Raw genomic sequence first — 16,131 nt, forward strand, 5'->3', positions numbered from 1 at the left:
GATATGCGGGTAACCGGCGTGTTGCCGGCGTATGAATGGATGTGCGTTGGTTTGAAGGTGAACGCCTGCGGTGCTCAAGCGCCTTTCTGCTCGCGTGATTCGGTGCCTGACGTTAGCGTCGCCGGTCCCTTGCTGAACAACGCTACCAGCAGTGCTGCAAGCGGCACGCAAAAAACGAGTGCTGTGGTCATGAGGCTGTTTGCCGAGCCCTGAGTGAAGAGCGGCAGAATGATCGCGACCGCTGGCCCCAAGGGCAGCATCACAAGGAGATACGCACTCCAGCTCAGTCCCTTCTTGCCTGCGATCGCGGCAACTATTGCTGCGCAGATGCCATACAGCACGAAGCCCGTCATTGGTTGCATTGCCTTCCCCGGTTTTACGATCTAACCAAAGTGTATCGACGCCGATTACGGGGACCAACGAGAAAACCTTCAGATGTGTGCGCTACATCACTACCATAAGCATGCTTCTGAAGCGGCGTGCGTCAGCACACATAAAACGGCACCGCAATGGGGCTGGAAAGGCCGTTATGGTCATGTTTCTTTAACGCAGAGCGGGCGAGCTTTTACATGCCATGATGGGTGCGTACACTCTTTCTTACCGATTGCGCGGTTGTGTCGCATTGGGTCCGGCTGGTCGCGCTGAATCGGTCAAGGGACCGCAGAACCATGGCTGCAATCAGGAGCAATTCCGGGCGCCGTTAGCATCCAGTTGCCACATGACTAGCGTATCGGACCCCGCATGCTTCCCGGTTATGCGTTGAGCAGCTTGCAAGCCGATACCTTGGGCGAAGCGGGTCAGCAAGAACGCGTTGGCGTGTGTTGTCAGTCCCGCGATCGTGTTCCCAGGTGAACTGGCCAGTGGCATCAAACGCTTGAACCAAAGAACGCCGATGTCGTTTCCTAGCGGCACAATGCGTGCGCCCGTCGTGCGCGATCTGACAGCAAAAGCGCGGCTGTCCGCCAGGTGTTCGTCGAAGACAATAGTGAGCGTGTGGCCAAGCGCTCTTTGCTCGCTTGATAGCGTTGCAGATAGCGTGGAAGACCGCAGCATGGTCTGCGCGGGCCATGACACGCGCAGGCATGCGGTTGCGAGCGAAGCGGTCGCCACAAACTCACGCCGGCCGGTTTTCATCAGTCGCGCTCCTTGATCTTCCTCGGCCAGATACCTTGTTTCCCTGGCGATAAAATGCCGTTCGGATCGAGCGCTTCCTTGATGCTCTCGCTCATGCGCATCAACGCATGATTGTTGAAATCATACTGGGACGCAGCGAGATCCATGAAGGCGAGGTGGGCCCTGTATTGACCATAACCGGCCGCGCCGAAGTCGTTGATCAACGTCTTCAGCAGCTCGCCCGCGTCGCGCGCTTGCGCCGGATCGTCACGATTAAAGATTGCCGCAAAAATATGATGCATGCTGCGCGGGCCGGCTGTAAAACCGCCGTAGTAATCGAAGCCATACTGCGCTGCCCGATCCCTGATCATTCGATATTGCCTGACTGCATCGCGGCCAAGCGGCGCACACACGGGCGAGAAATCGACGTGCGCGCCCGAGCCGCCGCGCCAGTTCAGCAAGTTGAATGCGTCGAGATTGGGAATGCCGACCTGGCTGCGATCACCGCCGCCTTTGGGTTCTACGTTGGCAAGCGTATAGGGTGACTCGATCAATTCGGCGTCGGCGATGGACGAGAAGCGCTGGTGTATCACATCGCGACGCGCCTTCACCAGCGCTTCGGGACCATACAGGCAGAAGCGAAGATTCCAGCGGCCTATGCCGAGCTTGCGGGTCATGGTCTCTATAGCCGAATCAGGTATTGCACCGGGGCCCTCGTACCATTGCTTGCGTACCGATACACCAGCAGCCCACCGCACCGCGCTTTCGATGACCGCGTTGCTTTGCATCGTGTCGTCGAGTTTCAAGGGACGCAGCGTCTCGACAATGCGCTCAAGATCGGTGTCGTGCCGGAACTTATACGTGCACAGCATGTAGCCTTCGGGCTTCGGCATCAACCAGATGCCGAGCTTGGTTGCAATGCCAAAATTCGACTGCATGAACATGGCGTCGTAGGAAGGACCGAAACCCGCCTTGAATACCTGCCAGTCCTGATTGCCGTTCATTGCGCCCATGCCGGTGCGTACCACCTCACCGTTTGCCAGCATCACTTCCATTCCGCACTGCATGGCTGCGTGATCCCCGTATGGGGTCGTGCCAAAGCCGCGTTCCAGTGTATTGCCGACCACGCTGCCCCAGCCTGCAGCCGGTGGATCGAGCCACAGCCCGATGCCTCGCGCTTGAAGTGCCTGATAAAGATCGTAGTAGCTGACACCCGGTTCGACCAGCGCATAACCCAGCGTCTCATTGATCTCGATGATGCGGTTCATGCGCTGCAAGTCCAGCACGACGCAGCCTTTAAGCCGGGGCGCTGCGCCGCCGTAAGCGAAGTTGCGTCCGGTCGATACGCTCCACAGCGGTACGCCATACCGATTCGCCACGCCGAGCACGGCACGAAGCTGCTCGACATTCGATACCAGCACAACGGCCGACGCTTCGTAAGCGTGCTCGTCTCCGGGCGCGAACGGATCCAGATACGGCTGCGCCGCACCGTCTCCCGAGAGAACGGCGCTCTGGCCCGCAATCGCCCTGAATGCTGTCAGCGCCTGCTGGAAATCAGATTCCGGCACTCCCGGGGGACGAGGCGGGCCGCTCACGGTCCCTGCGTCCGGAACACGTTCATCGACGCGATGCTTTCAATAGGCTTAAACCCGTCAGCACCAGTCAATACCCGCCGCTACTGGAACTCCCACCCGAACTCGACCCTGAGGCGGCGCCGTCGGTTTGGCATCCGGCAAGGGAGACTGCGAGCGAGACGGTCAGGACAGCCAGCAACATCGATGCAATGCGTTTGAAGTTCATTTGTTTCCCCATGAATGTTGGACGAGCGCGTACCAACCGCTGGCGCGATGTTCGGCGCTCATGAATTAAACGAACCGACGCGGCAAATTATTCCCTTATTTTTTGACGTTGTGCGTTTTGCAGCGCTGATGCACGCAAGAAGGAAGCTTTAATGACTCGACCCGTCAGGACGGATTCATCGGGAAATCGAGCGAGCGCTTGCCGCCGGGATCGCTGGGCACGAAGGTTGACGGGTTCTGTTTTCGTCCCGTTAACAATTCGCTTAATCGAGCCACCGGCCGGGCAATCGCCCGCACGGTTTTCTTGCTGCGATACGCGAGCACGCCCCAGCGCGAACTGGCGATCTGCGCGCTCCACGCCCCGGTAACGTTGTTGCGGCTCCAATAGGCTTTGAAGCGTTCGGCACCTACGCCGAAATCTACGTTCAGGCGCTGATCGAATGCCCATTTGACCACGTGTTCAATGACGATTGAACCTGGACCGAACTTGGCAAACCGGGCGTCGAAACTGGCAATCAGTCCGTCGACGCAAGTCGCGCCCACGCCTACCACCGTGGCCGCGATGGGTGCGCCATCCAGCGTGATCACGAACAGACGGGCCATGGCGCGCCCGTTCGCCGGGCAGACGAGGCTGACGAGGAAGTCACGATAGTGCGATGAGTCGAGCCACTGGCCTCGTTTGCCGACCCGATCGCCCCACGCGCGTTTGCGCGCCAGAATCCAGTCGACTAGAGCCGCGTTCTCGCTGGTGTCGCCGGACTCTGTCAGGCGCACTGCAAGCTCACCTTCCTTCGACAAGCGGCGTTCGAGCGCACCGGGTTTTTTCCCGCTCATCGTGCCCAGTGTCTTGCAAAACGCGTCCCATTCGGTCTCGTCGCGGAGCTTCGCAAACGCGGCGACGGTGCGCGCAGCGATCATCACATGGCGTTCGCGCGAGGCGAGCGCATGCAGTTCGGAGCCTTCATCTACATACGGCAGCTTGATGAAGTCGGCGCCGCAACGCTTCAGCGCTGTTTGCCACGCGCCGGCGATCAGAGCCGGGGAGGCGGGGCTATCGGTGACGAGCACCCTTGTGTAATCACCGGCTTCGGGGCTCAGGGGACAGAGATAAGTCCATAGGAGCCGCCGGTACGTCACGAGCGGCCAGACCATTGCAAGTTGCCCGTTCTCGCGATGCACGATGCAGCAAAGGCGTCGGCCACGTGGCTTGGCGACATGTTGCCAGGCCAGCCAGCACACGCTGAACGACTGGCCATGCTGACCGTTCGCGGCCGACCAGAGATCGTCCCATTCATGCTGTAAAGCCCGAAAACCGTCTTCGTCGCTCACGATCTCAAACTGACAATCTGCCTGGCTCATAGTCTCTCGAGTAATAAACGGTGCGTCCAGCGGTCGCCTTGCGGACTTGCGCGGTCGGCCTGACAAGTAACAAGTGGTCGGAAGTAAGACGAAGGACAACGCACGCACTGATACGGTCGATGGTGCCGGTTACGGGCACCGCGCGATGTTCGGCAGCACACAATCATATGAGGAAATAGGGCGGAGGAGCGGGTTGCAACCGCGCCTGGATGTTGCCGCGAGGTGGGTTGGTGAAAGGCCGACTCGGCTCAAGGCCAGACCACGGCAAAACTTAGTTTAGAAATTTCAAAACTAATTGTTTTGTTTCCAGGATTTTTCGCCGCCTAGGCTGTATGCAACATTGCTTTCACAAGAACGGCGCGGTGCCGATCCCACGTTTCAAGACTCCGCCAATGCAACTGGACATCTTTCGCTCGCTCTGGGGCCATCGTGGCGACCGGCGCAGTACCTTCCGCGACGTTCGCGAGGCGGGCCTGGCCGGTATAGAGGCCCGCCTGCCGCTGACAACGGACGAACGTGGCGCCCTGCTGCAGGACCTGAAGGAACACGAACTCGACTACATCGCCATTGTCTTCACCGACAACGCCGTGTTGCCCGACCAGCGCGCCACGCCCGCGCAGCATCTGGACGACCTGGATCGCAAGCTCGGATCGGCTGCGGATTTGTCGCCGCGTTTTATCAACGTGCTGGCCGGCAATGACCGATGGCCGCTCGCGCAGCAAGTGGAGTTCTTCGGCAATGCGCTTGAGCTCGCACAAAAACACGAGCAGTTTTGCAGCTTCGAAACGCATAGAGCGCGATCCCTGTATAGCCCGTGGGTGACGCTGGACGTGATACGGCAGGTGCCTGGCTTGCGTTTCACCAGCGACATCAGTCATTGGGTCGTTGTATGCGAACGCCTGCTCGATGACAACGAGGACGACCTCACGCCATTCATTGAACGCGTGCATCACATCCAGGCGCGTGTGGGTTATGACCAGGGGCCGCAGGTGCCGCATCCCGCCGCCGCCGAGTATTCATTGCCGCTCGCTTTTCATCAGGACCACTGGGCTTCCATCTGGCGCTCGCAAGCGGCGCGCGGCTACCAGACCACGACCCTCACCCCCGAGTTCGGACGGGACGGCTACCTGCACCATCTGCCGTTCACCGATGTTCCGGTCGCCGACCTGTCCCAGCTCAACGAGTGGATGGTGAACGCGGAGCGCAAGCATTTCAGCCAGATATGGACCCGCACTGACCCCCAGGAGCAATACGCGATGCAAGCGAACCACGCCGGCGAAGCTGCGCCGGAAAAAAATTTCACATCGATTCCGGTGATCGACATCTCCGGCTTGTTCAGCGACAAGCTGGCGGATCGCCAGGCGGTTGCAAGCGAGCTTGGGCAAGCTGCTCGCAACGTCGGGTTCCTTTATATCTCCGGTCACGGGATAGAACCCTCGGTGATCAACGGTCTGAGACAGGCGGCCAAGGACTATTTCAGGCAGCCGATAGAAAAGAAGATGGAGCACTACATAGGCACATCCGATACCCACAAGGGATTTGTGCCCGAGGGTGAAGAGGTCTACGCGAAGGGCAAGCCCGATCATAAGGAGGCGTTTGACGTCGGCTTCGAAGTTGCCGCTGACGATCCCCTGGTGCTAGCCGGAACTCCGTTGCTGGGACCGAATCATTGGCCTGCACTCGACGGTTTCAAACCCGCTGTGCAGCGCTACTACCAGCAGGTATTCGCACTTGGACGCGTGCTGTTCCATGGCTTTGCGCTGGCCTTGGGCCTGCCTGAGGACCACTTCGATGAGCTGGTCACGCGGCCGCCCTCGAAGCTGCGCCTGATTCATTATCCGTTCGACGGTGCGGCGCAAGACGCCCCCGGCATTGGCGCGCATACCGACTACGAGTGCTTCACGATCCTGCAAGCCGATGCACCCGGCCTCGAGGTGATGAACGGGCTTGGCGAATGGATTGATACGCCGCCTCTGCCCGGAACGTTCGTTGTGAATATTGGCGACATGCTGGAGGTGATGACCTCCGGCGCATTTGTCGCCACGGCCCACCGCGTGCGCACCGTGCGCGAGGAGCGCTACTCGTTTCCGCTGTTCTACGCATGCGATTACCACACGCTGATCAAGCCGCTGCCGGCCTTCGCGAAAGAGGGCGACGAGTACGAGGAGATCGCAATTGGCGAACACATGTATGGGCAAGCGCTGCAAACCTATACGTACCTGCGCCAGCGTGTGGCGGAAGGCCGCGCGACGTTGCCCTCGCGTGCACGCAAACCGTCCAGTTTCGGGCACCTGAAAAAAGCCGGACAACCCGGCTGATCTCCGGTCGGGCGACTGAACAAGTTCATCAACACACCACCCTTCTTCGAGCGGAGTCACACGATGATTTTCAAGCCGGACACCAAGCGTTTCCTGATCGCCGCCGCCACTGCCGTCTTCGCCGGCGCCTATGCCATGGGCGGTGCGTTTGCACAGACACCGGCCAACGCCGTTACGCTCGCGCCCGGCCAGTTCAAGGTCGGCATGGAGATCACCTACCCGCCGTTCGAGTCTTACGATGGCGACAAGGTGGTCGGCTCCGATCCTGATTTTTCACGGGCGCTCGCCAAGCAGTTCGGCGCTAGCGCGAGCTTTGTCGACACGCGTTTCTCTGGTCTTATCCTGGGCTTGAACGCACGTCATTACGACGCGGTCATCTCCGGCATGTACGTCACACCCGAACGCGTTGCGCAGGCTCAGGCGATCCCTTATGCGCAGACCTCCGCGGCAATCATGGTGGCAGCCAGCGGCACGATCAAACCGAAGACCCCCGAAGAACTGTGCGGACTGCATGTGGGCCTTGAGCAAGGGACAACGTGGGTAGCGAAGTTGCAGGCGTTGTCGAAGGATTATTGCAAGGCGAACGGCAAGGGCGAGATCACGGTCAGCGAGTATCCGTCGGCGCCGGAAGTGTTGCAGGCGCTGCTGTCGAATAACGTGCAGGCGCAGATGGAAATTGCCGGGGCGGCTCATGCGCTGGCCGCCAAATCGTCAGGTCGCGTGGTGGTGGTGCAGTCGCCGCAACTGATCTATCCGCAGACGCTGGGCATCTATGTGCGAAAGGATGACACAGCGCTCTACGACACCCTGACCAAGGCATTCGACGCGTTGAAGAAAAACGGCGAGTACGAAGCCATGCTCAAGAAATACAACCTGTCCATGCCGCCCGCCAAGTCGTCCTGATTCTTGGGTCGTACCTGAGCTGATCTACGCAGCGAGCACCGCGTCTAGCGAGAGGCACTTACTCATGCACTACGATTTCCCCTACCTGCTATCGCTATTCGCGCTGCCAGCCTTCTGGCAGGCTTGCGTGACCGTCGTGGAACTCAGCGCGCTTTCGTGGCTGACGGGCCTCGTGCTGGGCTTTTTGCTTGCTTCGGCGAAGCTGTCCCGCTCGCGCTGGCTTTCATTGCCCGCCGCTGTGTACATCTGGTTCTTTCGAAGCGTTCCGCTGCTGGTCCTGGTCGTGTTCGTCTATAACCTGCCGCAGCTTTTTCCTGCGAGCGGCGTGGCGTTGTCGCATCCGTTTTTCTCTGGTTTCGTCGCTTTGGCGCTCACGGAAACGGCTTACATGGCGGAGATTCATCGCGGCGGATTGTTGTCCGTAGCTAAAGGACAGCATGAGGCGGGCGCGGCGCTAGGCATCCGTCCTATTGGCCTTCAGCGGTTGATTGTCATTCCGCAGGCGCTGCGCATTGCGTTGCCGACGCTGATCAACGAGTACATTACCTGCGTGAAACTGACGTCGCTGATCTCGGTGATATCGCTAAGTGAATTGTTGCTGGTCGGGCAGCGGCTGTATTCGCAGAACTTCCTGGTGATGGAAACCTTGTCGGCCATCGCCATTTATTACGTGTTGATTGTCACTGTCTTCGGCTGGTTGTTGCAGTATGTCGAGCGCCGGCTTGACCTTTCTAAGCGTAAGCCGCAAACGCTTGCGGCTGAGCAAATAGCGGCGCTGCGCACGCGGCTTGTCCCTGTTGCGCCAGCTACTGCCGGGCCGGACGGTAAGGGCGCGCCGCATGCGTTGTTGCTCAAGAACTTGCACAAGCGTTACGGTGAACATGAGGTGCTCAAGGGCATCGATCTCGAGGTCAAGGCAGGGGAAGTGATTGCGGTGATAGGACCATCGGGGTCGGGGAAGACTTCGTTGATCCGCACGATCAATGCGCTTGAGCCGATTGATCAGGGCGAGATCATCCTGTTCGGCAAGACCTATATTTCCGCCGCGGACAAAACGAATATCCGGCGAGTGCGCGATGGCGTCAGGCACATTGGCATGGTGTTCCAGAGCTTCAATCTATTTCCGCACCGGACGATCCTGGAGAACGTGACGCTCGCGCCGCATTATCACGGGCGTGGCAACCGGCCGGATGTCACCGCGCGGTCACTGGCGTTGCTGGACAAGGTGGGTCTGATTGCGCACGCGTACAAGTATCCGCATCAGCTTTCGGGCGGGCAGCAGCAGCGCGTGGCGATTGCGCGGGCGCTTGCGATGGACCCGGCCGTCATGCTGTTTGACGAGCCAACGTCGGCGCTGGATCCGGAGCTAGTCGGCGATGTGCTCAACGTGATTGGCGAGCTTGCGAAGGAAGGGATGACGATGATTATCGTCACTCATGAGATGGACTTTGCGATGTCGATTTCCGACCGGATTGTGTTTATGGAGAATGGTGTCATCGAGCTCGATGCGGCACCCGATGCGATCCGGCATCAGGATGGCGCTGAGCGTGTGCGGCGGTTTATTGGCGTCGCAAGAGAAGGAGAAGGGACCCAAGTGGATCGGGGTATTTCGGTTGCGCTGGGGTCCTAAGCAGTCGCAATGCCGCTAGCGCCCAAGATGCTCCTTCAACGTATCGCGAAACTTCTGAACCAAAGGTTCGTTCGAACGCCCCCGCCTGACGATCAAGGCAAATGGCGCCTGATAGCCGAACCCCGCCGGTGCGAGCGCCCGCAGCCGGCCCTTGTCGACCCAGGCCTGCGCATAATGCTCCGGCAGGAAACCGATAAACGCGCCGGATAAAATCAGGATCAGTTGCCCTTCCATACTGTCCACCGTCGCTTCGCTACGTTTGAACCCGTGTCGCGCCAGCTCTGTCTGACTCCAGTAAGCCCGTCCAACCATCCGCTGCTGGCTGATCGTTTCCTGCGGGATGTTGTGCTCGTTGAAAAGCGGATGGCTGTCGCTGCAATACAACCAGTGTTGCTCTCGATAAAGCGAATGGTAGATCAGCCCGTTCATGCGTAACTGAAACGCGCCGATCGCCAGATCAAGGCGATTGCCCAGCACGCTAAGCTGCAATTCATAAGGGCTTTGCACATGCAAATGCAAATGCAGCGCCGGATGCTCGCGCGTAAATGCACCAATGATTTCGGAGAGCGGCAACGATTTATCGCTGACCGTGGAATCCAGCACGCCAAGCTTGATACTGCCGCGCAATTCTCCGCGCAGCCCGGCGGCATAACGCTCGAACCCGTCGACCTCGCCCAGCAGCCGCAACGCTTCCTGATGGAACTCCTCGCCTTTTGGCGTCAGACTAAAACCGCCGCGCCCGCGATGACACAACACCACACCCACCAGCGACTCCAACTGGCTCATGTAGGTGCTGATCGCCGATGTGGAAAGGTTGAGTTCCTGCTGCGCCGCGGCAAAACCCTGGTGTCGGATCACACAGGTAAAAATGCGCAGCAGACGTGCTTCAGGCAATACAGTGGCCACATCTCGCTCCATCAGCTACGGGAAATGCCGGCAAGCGAACAGCCGGCGCCAAGGGCGGCGAAGCAATGCCCCCGGGCCGGACGTGCCGATACTTTAGAAATAACTGAACTAAATATTTCGCACCAGCACTTTGTCGGTGCGCCGGTCAGCGCCAGAATTCAACTCAGACAGTTCGACGAATGAATGTGAGGACGTGCCATGGAAAAGATCTTTCATCAACCGCTCGGCGGTAATGAAATGCCGCGCTTTGGCGGCATTGCCACAATGATGCGCTTGCCGCATCTCGCTTCTGCTGCGGGCCTGGATGCTGCGTTTATTGGCGTGCCGCTCGACATCGGCGCGTCGCTGCGCGCCGGAACGCGATTTGGCCCGCGCGGAATCCGCGCCGAGTCCGTCATGATCCGGCCTTACAACATGGCGACCGGCGCCGCGCCATTCGACTCGCTTTCAGTGGCGGATATTGGCGACGTGGCCATCAACACCTTCAATCTGCTGGACGCGGTGCGGATCATAGAAGAGTCGTATGACCGCATTGTCGAGCAAGGCGTGGTGCCGCTGACGCTCGGCGGCGATCACACCATTACGCTGCCGATCCTGCGCGCACTGCATCGTAAGCATGGCAAGATTGGCCTGGTGCATGTCGACGCTCACGCCGATGTCAACGACCACATGTTCGGCGAGAAGATCGCCCACGGCACGACCTTCCGGCGCGCGGTGGAGGAGGGGCTGCTGGATTGCGAGCGCGTGGTACAAATCGGATTGCGTGCCCAGGGTTATACGGCCGACGACTTCAACTGGAGCCGCCGGCAAGGTTTTCGCGTGGTGCAGGCGGAAGAGTGCTGGCACAAGTCGCTCGATCCGCTGATGGCTGAAGTCCGGGCCAAGGTGGCGGGCGGTCCGGTGTATTTGAGCTTCGACATTGACGGTATCGATCCGGCGTGGGCGCCGGGCACCGGTACGCCCGAGATTGGTGGGCTGACGACAATTCAAGGTATCGAAATCATCCGTGGTTGTCATGGGCTGGACTTGATCGGATGCGATCTGGTCGAAGTGTCGCCACCTTACGATACGAGCGGGAACACGTCGCTGCTGGGAGCGAACCTGCTGTATGAAATGCTGTGCGTGCTGCCGGGCGTGAAGCGTCGCTAAGGCGTTGTCAAGTTTCGACGTTAAGCTTCGACGTTAAGTTTTGTTGTTAAGCTTCATTGTTAAGTCCAAGGCTGCGTCATCGGGAGGAAGGAACAGATCATGGAAACGACTACTACGCCTATTCTGGCAGCCGAACAAAAGGTCCGCGAGGATCTGGCGGCGTTGTATCGGTTAATGGCGCATTTCCGTATGACGGACATGATCGACACGCATATTACCGCGCGTTTGCCCGGCCCAAAGCCCGCATTCCTGATCAATCGATACGGCGTGCTGTTCCACGAAATGCGCGCGTCGGACCTTGTGAAGATCGACTACGAGGGCAAGGTGATCGACGAGCGTGCACGCGATACACCCGAGTTGTTTATCGTCAATGAGGCCGGTTTTACGATCCACTCGGCGGTTCACATGGCGCGCGAGGATATCGCCTTTGTCGTGCATACGCATACCGCGGCGGGGACCGCTGTGTCGGCACAAGAGCAAGGGCTTTTGCCTATCAGCCAGCATGCGCTGAAGTTCTACGGCAAGCTGGGTTACCACGACTATGAAGGCATTGCGCTCGACCTGGGCGAGCGTGAACGCCTGGTCGCCGATCTCGGTCCGCATAAGGCGATGATCCTGCGCAACCACGGCCTGCTCGCCGGCGGCGCCACCGCTGCGCACGCGTTTCACGAGATCTATTTTCTCGAGCGCGCTTGCCAGGCGCAGGTGCAGGCGCTGGCCGGAGGCGTGCAATTGCGGATACCGCCAGAGCATGTTCGCGAACTCACCGCGCGGCAGTTTGGCTCGGAAAATGCGGACGCCATCATCGAACTCGCATGGCAAGCGGCGTTGCGCCTGATAGCGAGCGATCTTCCCGACTACCGGTCCTGACCCGCGATCCGGCTGCATGACTATCGCGTCATGCGCCGGTGTCCTTTGATCATTTCCAAACCGCTCATGACCAAGCTCGTACTCATCAGCCGAGACTACGACATGTCGGCGCTCGCGTCCGTGATCGTCGCAACGGCACCCGAACTGCAGGTGCATTCGTTCGGCGCTCCCGATGCCGGCGACGCGCAAGTCGCCGTGTGCTGGAATCCACCGGCGGGCGCATTGCGCTCGCTGCCTGAGCTTCGGCTGGTGCACGGCATTGCTGCCGGCGTCGACAACATCCTGTGCGATCCGCATCTGCCTGCGGTGCCGATATGCCGCGTGGTCGACCCGTATCAGGCGCGCGCCATGAGCGAATTTGTCATGTGGGGAGCGCTGCATTTTCATCGACAATTCGATCAGGTACTTGCCAATCAACGAGCCGGACTATGGCAGGTGCCGGTGCAAAAACTCGCAAGCGATTGCACCATCGGCGTGATGGGGCTTGGTGAAATTGGCGCGCGGGTCGCGACCGACTTGCGGCATGCCGGTTTTAGGTTAAAGGGCTGGGCGCGTAGTGACAGGACGCTGCCGGGTATCGAGTCATTCAGCGGCCGCGACGCGTTGCCGGCGTTCCTGTCTGGCGTCGATATCCTCGTATGTCTATTGCCGCTGACCAGCGAGACACGCGGTGTGTTGAACGCCGATGTGTTCAGGCAACTCAACCCGGGCGCGAAGCTGATTCATGTTGGCCGCGGGGAACATCTGGTGATGGACGCGTTGCTTGCGGCATTGTCCGACGGACACATGGGCGGCGCGATCGTCGATGTTTTTCCCAACGAACCGCTGCCGCCCGGTGATCCGCTGTGGCGCCATCCGAAGCTCATCGTCACGCCGCATATGGCGGCAATCGCAAGCCTCGAAACCATTGGTTCGCAGATCGCCGAGAACGTGCGACGTCTGGCGCGTGGCGAGCCGCTCAACCATCAGGTCGACGTGGGTCAGCGGCAGTGAAAGCGAACCGGTTGCTTCCGTTCACTTCCACAACGCGCAACGCGATATGGCTTTGGACCCGAATGCCTGCTCGCCGGGGATGGTCGCGGTGATCGTATAGAAATCCCACGGCTCCTTGGACTCCGAGGGTTTCTTCACTTGCATCAAGTACATGTCGTGAATCATGGTGCCGTCGGGCCGGATATAACCCTTGGCGTACATGTCGTCGATCTTCATCTTGTGCAGTTCTTCCATGACCTTCGTGCTGTCGGTCGAACCCGCCGCCTGCACTGCCTTCAGGTAAGTGGTTGCGGCCGAATAGTCCGCGGCCTGCAGGCTGGTTGGCATCTTCTTCATCTTGGCAAAGTAGCGCTGCGCCCATTTGCGGGTCTCGGCATCCTTGTTCCAGTACCAGCTATCGGTGGCCAGAAGACCTTGGGCAGTCTCAAGCCCGAGGCTGTGGATGTCCGTGAGAAAGATCAGCAAGCCGGCAATTTTCATCGACTTGGTCAGGCCGAATTCCTTCGCGGCCTTGATCGAGTTGATGGTGTCGCCGCCCGCGTTTGCCAGCCCCAGCACCTGTGCTTTCGACGCCTGCGCCTGCAACAGGAACGACGAGAAATCCGATGCCGATAACGGATGCCGCACCGCGCCGAGCACTTGCCCGCCATTCGCCTTCACAACCTCCGACGTATTCTTTTCCAAAGCCTTGCCAAACGCGTAGTCGGCGGTCAGGAAGTACCAGGTCTTGCCGCCTTGCTTCGTCACGGCCTGGCCGGTGCCGTTGGCCAGCGCGACGGTATCGTAGGCGTAATGGACCGTGTAGGGCGTGCATTGCTCATTGGTCAGCGCATCAACACCCGCGCCTACGTTGATGTACGGAATCTTCTTTTCAGCGGCAATCTGGTTGGTCGCGAGCGCGGTCGCCGAATTCGTGCCGCCGATGATCCCGTTGACGCCGTCGCGGTCAATCCACTCGCGCGCTTTCGATGCCGCAATGTCCGCCTTGTTCTGGTGATCGCCATACAGCAGTTCGATGGGCTTGCCGTTCACCTTGCCGCCGAAGTCGTCGATCGCCATGCGGATGGCTTCGAGACCTCCCTGGCCATCGGAGTCGGAGTAGAGCCCTGAAAGGTCTGTAATGAAACCGAGCTTCACTGAGTCGGCCGCTGCATGTGCCGCGCTCGCGGTGAAGCTCAGGATGGCTGCCGTAATGAGGCCGCACGCAGAGCGTCGGGCGAGTGTCTTGTTCATTCCTGTCTCCATCGGTTGTTACGGGCGGCTCGTACGAGCAATCCGTCAGGACCGAAAATATCCGTTTGAGAGGAATGAAGTCAAGGCTTACGACATTCTCTTGCGACGCTACTCGACGTCGTCTTCGTCCGGGGCAGCGGTTTCATGAGTCATCGCGGCGTTTGCGAGCGAGGCAATGACCGGCGACGCTTGCTTGCGCTCGCTATAGCGGTCGGTCAGGTAGGACGAGCGATCGCGTACAAGCAGGGTGAACTTGATCAGCTCCTCCATGACGTCGACTACGCGGTCGTAGTAGGCCGACGGTTTCATGCGGCCGTCGGCATCGAACTCCTTGTATGCCATGGCGACAGATGACTGGTTCGGGATGGTCACCATCCGCATCCATCGGCCGAGGACGCGTAACGCATTCACGGCATTGAACGATTGCGATCCCCCGCTGACCTGCATGACCGCGAGCGTGCGGCCTTGCGTGGGGCGCACCGCGCCGATTTCCAGCGGGATCCAGTCGATCTGGTTCTTGAATACCGAGGTGAGCGTTCCATGCCGTTCCGGGCTGCACCAGACTTGTCCTTCCGACCACGCGGACAGCGCGCGTAGTTCCGCTACTTTCGGATGATCGGCTGGAACGCTGTCGGTGATCGGCAGGCCGTGCGGGTCGAAGACCTTTGTCTCGGCGCCAAAAAGGTTGAGGATGCGTTCGGCCTCGAGGGTCAGGAGGCGACTGTATGACGTGGGGCGCAGCGAACCATACAGCAGCAGAATTCGCGGCGGATGCGTTGCAACGGATGCAGGCGCCAGCTTGTCGATACTCGGAACGTCGATGTGCGATTGGCTGATATTAGGCATTCCTGATGACATTAGCGGACTCGCTTGCCTTTACTATCGATCACGACCTCACCGTCTTCCTTGGTGAACGGTCCTTTCTGCGCTTCCGGCAGTATCTCGAGCAGCAATTCAGACGGCCGACATAAACGCGTGCCTGCGGGAGTCACCACGAACGGGCGATTGATGAGAACAGGGTGCGCCAGCATGGCGTCCAGCAATTGTTCGTCCGTCACGGTTGCATCGGCGAGACCGAGTTCCGTGAACAGTTTCTCTTTCTCCCTGACCGCTTGCCGGACGCTCAGCCCCGCATCCTCGATCATTCTGGAAAGCGTGTCGCGATTCGGCGGTGTCTTGAGGTACTCGATCACGTCCGGTTCAACGCCCGCATTGCGGATCAGCGCCAGGGTATTGCGCGACGTGCCGCAAGCGGGGTTATGGTAAATCGTGATGGTCATGCCATGAGTCTCCATGAATTGTTAAAGAGAGGCTGCTGCTTTATGCACGCCGTTCAGCGGGAGCGTTTCGACGCCGTGCTTACTGAACACGTGCCGCCTTCGCAGCAATTTTCGGTGAGGAAGCCAATGAGCCCGCTCATGGCGCCGAAGTTCGCTGAGTAGAAAATGAAGCGCCCATCCTGACGCGCATCGACCAGGCCGGCGTGTGAAAGGTCTTTCAGATGAAACGAGAGACCCGATGGCGAGACGCCGAGTTGCTGAGCAATATCACCGGCCGCCAGACCGTCAGGACCCGCCACGACCAGCGCTCGAAAGATTGCCAGCCGCGACTCGTGCGCAAGAGCGCCCAGCGCGAGGACCACGGTGTTTGATTTCATGCGCCAAAGCGTACAACAAACGTTTTTACATTTCAATAATTATTGAAATGTAAGCTAACGTAATGTAAGGATTCGCTCAAGTGACGCCCGTGTTTGCCGTTAAAGGATATGGGCCGGATGATGCCGCCAGCCTCGGTTGCGCTCGCTAAGCATCGACGCGCGCCACTGCTTGGATATCGATGTGAGATTTGAAAAGTGAGA

16 protein-coding genes are annotated in these 16,131 nt (G+C 59.4%); 6 read left to right on the forward strand and 10 right to left on the reverse strand.

Going from position 1 to position 16,131, the window contains the following annotated elements; translation table 11 throughout:
- Positions 1–74 precede the first annotated feature (74 nt).
- The 5 genes from JWR14_RS07895 to JWR14_RS07915 form a co-directional block, all read right to left on the reverse strand.
- Complete coding sequence (locus JWR14_RS07895; RefSeq protein ID WP_299704095.1) at positions 75–362, reverse strand: hypothetical protein; 288 nt, start codon at positions 360–362, stop codon at positions 75–77.
- A gap of 316 nt (positions 363–678) precedes the next feature.
- On the reverse strand, positions 679–1,134 hold the full coding sequence (locus JWR14_RS07900; protein ID WP_299704098.1) for a hypothetical protein: 456 nt from the start codon (positions 1,132–1,134) through the stop codon (positions 679–681).
- Entirely contained in the window at positions 1,134–2,708 is a 1,575-nt protein-coding gene (locus JWR14_RS07905) for an FAD-binding oxidoreductase (protein ID WP_299704101.1), read from the reverse strand. The genes JWR14_RS07900 and JWR14_RS07905 overlap by 1 nt, the downstream gene beginning before the upstream one ends.
- A 67-nt stretch (positions 2,709–2,775) precedes the next feature.
- Positions 2,776–2,913 carry a hypothetical protein gene (locus JWR14_RS07910; RefSeq protein WP_299704104.1) on the reverse strand — a complete coding sequence of 46 codons (138 nt, stop codon included), beginning with the start codon at positions 2,911–2,913 and terminating at the stop codon, positions 2,776–2,778.
- Between the two features lie 164 nt (positions 2,914–3,077).
- On the reverse strand, positions 3,078–4,271 hold the full coding sequence (locus JWR14_RS07915; RefSeq protein WP_299704107.1) for a GNAT family N-acetyltransferase: 1,194 nt from the start codon (positions 4,269–4,271) through the stop codon (positions 3,078–3,080).
- Positions 4,272–4,663: 392 nt separating this feature from the next.
- Between JWR14_RS07915 and JWR14_RS07920 the strand changes: the two genes are divergently transcribed.
- From JWR14_RS07920 to JWR14_RS07930, 3 genes are all read left to right on the forward strand, one after another.
- Positions 4,664–6,589: a 2-oxoglutarate and iron-dependent oxygenase domain-containing protein gene (locus JWR14_RS07920; protein ID WP_299704110.1), complete on the forward strand. Its 1,926-nt coding sequence runs from the start codon at positions 4,664–4,666 to the stop codon at positions 6,587–6,589.
- 63 nt (positions 6,590–6,652) lie between these two features.
- A complete protein-coding gene (locus JWR14_RS07925; protein ID WP_299704114.1) occupies positions 6,653–7,492 on the forward strand; it encodes a transporter substrate-binding domain-containing protein in 840 nt (279 codons plus the stop codon).
- 64 nt (positions 7,493–7,556) lie between these two features.
- Positions 7,557–9,122 carry an amino acid ABC transporter permease/ATP-binding protein gene (locus tag JWR14_RS07930; protein WP_299704117.1) on the forward strand — a complete coding sequence of 522 codons (1,566 nt, stop codon included), beginning with the start codon at positions 7,557–7,559 and terminating at the stop codon, positions 9,120–9,122.
- Positions 9,123–9,137: 15 nt separating this feature from the next.
- Here JWR14_RS07930 and JWR14_RS07935 read toward each other — a convergent pair whose 3' ends face one another.
- Positions 9,138–10,028, reverse strand: coding sequence for a LysR family transcriptional regulator (locus tag JWR14_RS07935; RefSeq protein ID WP_299704120.1), 891 nt, complete (start codon positions 10,026–10,028; stop codon positions 9,138–9,140).
- A gap of 198 nt (positions 10,029–10,226) precedes the next feature.
- Between JWR14_RS07935 and speB the strand changes: the two genes are divergently transcribed.
- The 3 genes from speB to JWR14_RS07950 all read left to right on the forward strand — a co-directional run bounded on the left by speB (position 10,227) and on the right by JWR14_RS07950 (position 13,040).
- Entirely contained in the window at positions 10,227–11,177 is a 951-nt protein-coding gene (gene speB / locus JWR14_RS07940) for an agmatinase (protein ID WP_299704123.1), read from the forward strand.
- A gap of 99 nt (positions 11,178–11,276) precedes the next feature.
- Positions 11,277–12,047 carry a class II aldolase/adducin family protein gene (locus JWR14_RS07945; protein ID WP_299704126.1) on the forward strand — a complete coding sequence of 257 codons (771 nt, stop codon included), beginning with the start codon at positions 11,277–11,279 and terminating at the stop codon, positions 12,045–12,047.
- A 66-nt stretch (positions 12,048–12,113) separates the two neighbouring features.
- Positions 12,114–13,040 carry a glyoxylate/hydroxypyruvate reductase A gene (locus JWR14_RS07950; protein ID WP_299704129.1) on the forward strand — a complete coding sequence of 309 codons (927 nt, stop codon included), beginning with the start codon at positions 12,114–12,116 and terminating at the stop codon, positions 13,038–13,040.
- A 21-nt stretch (positions 13,041–13,061) separates the two neighbouring features.
- Here the strand turns inward: JWR14_RS07950 and JWR14_RS07955 are convergent, their stop codons facing one another.
- From JWR14_RS07955 to JWR14_RS07970, 4 genes are all read right to left on the reverse strand, one after another.
- The gene (locus tag JWR14_RS07955; protein WP_299704132.1) at positions 13,062–14,273 is read right to left on the reverse strand and encodes an ABC transporter substrate-binding protein; all 1,212 of its coding nucleotides are present in this window, start codon (positions 14,271–14,273) and stop codon (positions 13,062–13,064) included.
- Between the two features lie 108 nt (positions 14,274–14,381).
- The gene (gene arsH / locus JWR14_RS07960) at positions 14,382–15,131 is read right to left on the reverse strand and encodes an arsenical resistance protein ArsH (protein ID WP_299704135.1); all 750 of its coding nucleotides are present in this window, start codon (positions 15,129–15,131) and stop codon (positions 14,382–14,384) included.
- Positions 15,131–15,553, reverse strand: a complete 423-nt coding sequence (gene arsC / locus JWR14_RS07965) for an arsenate reductase (glutaredoxin) (RefSeq protein WP_299704140.1) — start codon at positions 15,551–15,553, stop codon at positions 15,131–15,133. Before arsC ends, arsH begins: the two co-directional genes overlap by 1 nt.
- 53 nt (positions 15,554–15,606) lie before the next feature.
- The gene (locus tag JWR14_RS07970) at positions 15,607–15,930 is read right to left on the reverse strand and encodes a metalloregulator ArsR/SmtB family transcription factor (protein ID WP_299704143.1); all 324 of its coding nucleotides are present in this window, start codon (positions 15,928–15,930) and stop codon (positions 15,607–15,609) included.
- Positions 15,931–16,131: the final 201 nt, after the last annotated feature.

The sequence above is a fragment of the Caballeronia sp. genome (assembly GCF_028292365.1).
Classification (GTDB): Bacteria; Pseudomonadota; Gammaproteobacteria; order Burkholderiales; family Burkholderiaceae; genus Caballeronia.

Bases quoted from the DNA above. Each gene is read 5' to 3' on its own strand.
- JWR14_RS07915 (WP_299704107.1), bottom strand. From the start codon at position 4,271: ATGAGCCAGGCAGATTGTCAGTTTGAGATCGTGAGCGACGAAGACGGT.
- JWR14_RS07920 (WP_299704110.1), top strand. From the start codon at position 4,664: ATGCAACTGGACATCTTTCGCTCGCTCTGGGGCCATCGTGGCGACCGG.
- JWR14_RS07945 (WP_299704126.1), top strand. From the start codon at position 11,277: ATGGAAACGACTACTACGCCTATTCTGGCAGCCGAACAAAAGGTCCGC.
- JWR14_RS07950 (WP_299704129.1), top strand. From the start codon at position 12,114: ATGACCAAGCTCGTACTCATCAGCCGAGACTACGACATGTCGGCGCTC.
- arsH (WP_299704135.1), bottom strand. From the start codon at position 15,131: ATGTCATCAGGAATGCCTAATATCAGCCAATCGCACATCGACGTTCCG.
- JWR14_RS07970 (WP_299704143.1), bottom strand. From the start codon at position 15,930: ATGAAATCAAACACCGTGGTCCTCGCGCTGGGCGCTCTTGCGCACGAG.
- JWR14_RS07895 (WP_299704095.1), bottom strand. From the start codon at position 362: ATGCAACCAATGACGGGCTTCGTGCTGTATGGCATCTGCGCAGCAATA.
- JWR14_RS07955 (WP_299704132.1), bottom strand. From the start codon at position 14,273: ATGAACAAGACACTCGCCCGACGCTCTGCGTGCGGCCTCATTACGGCA.
- speB (WP_299704123.1), top strand. From the start codon at position 10,227: ATGGAAAAGATCTTTCATCAACCGCTCGGCGGTAATGAAATGCCGCGC.
- JWR14_RS07910 (WP_299704104.1), bottom strand. From the start codon at position 2,913: ATGAACTTCAAACGCATTGCATCGATGTTGCTGGCTGTCCTGACCGTC.
- JWR14_RS07900 (WP_299704098.1), bottom strand. From the start codon at position 1,134: ATGAAAACCGGCCGGCGTGAGTTTGTGGCGACCGCTTCGCTCGCAACC.
- arsC (WP_299704140.1), bottom strand. From the start codon at position 15,553: ATGACCATCACGATTTACCATAACCCCGCTTGCGGCACGTCGCGCAAT.
- JWR14_RS07930 (WP_299704117.1), top strand. From the start codon at position 7,557: ATGCACTACGATTTCCCCTACCTGCTATCGCTATTCGCGCTGCCAGCC.
- JWR14_RS07925 (WP_299704114.1), top strand. From the start codon at position 6,653: ATGATTTTCAAGCCGGACACCAAGCGTTTCCTGATCGCCGCCGCCACT.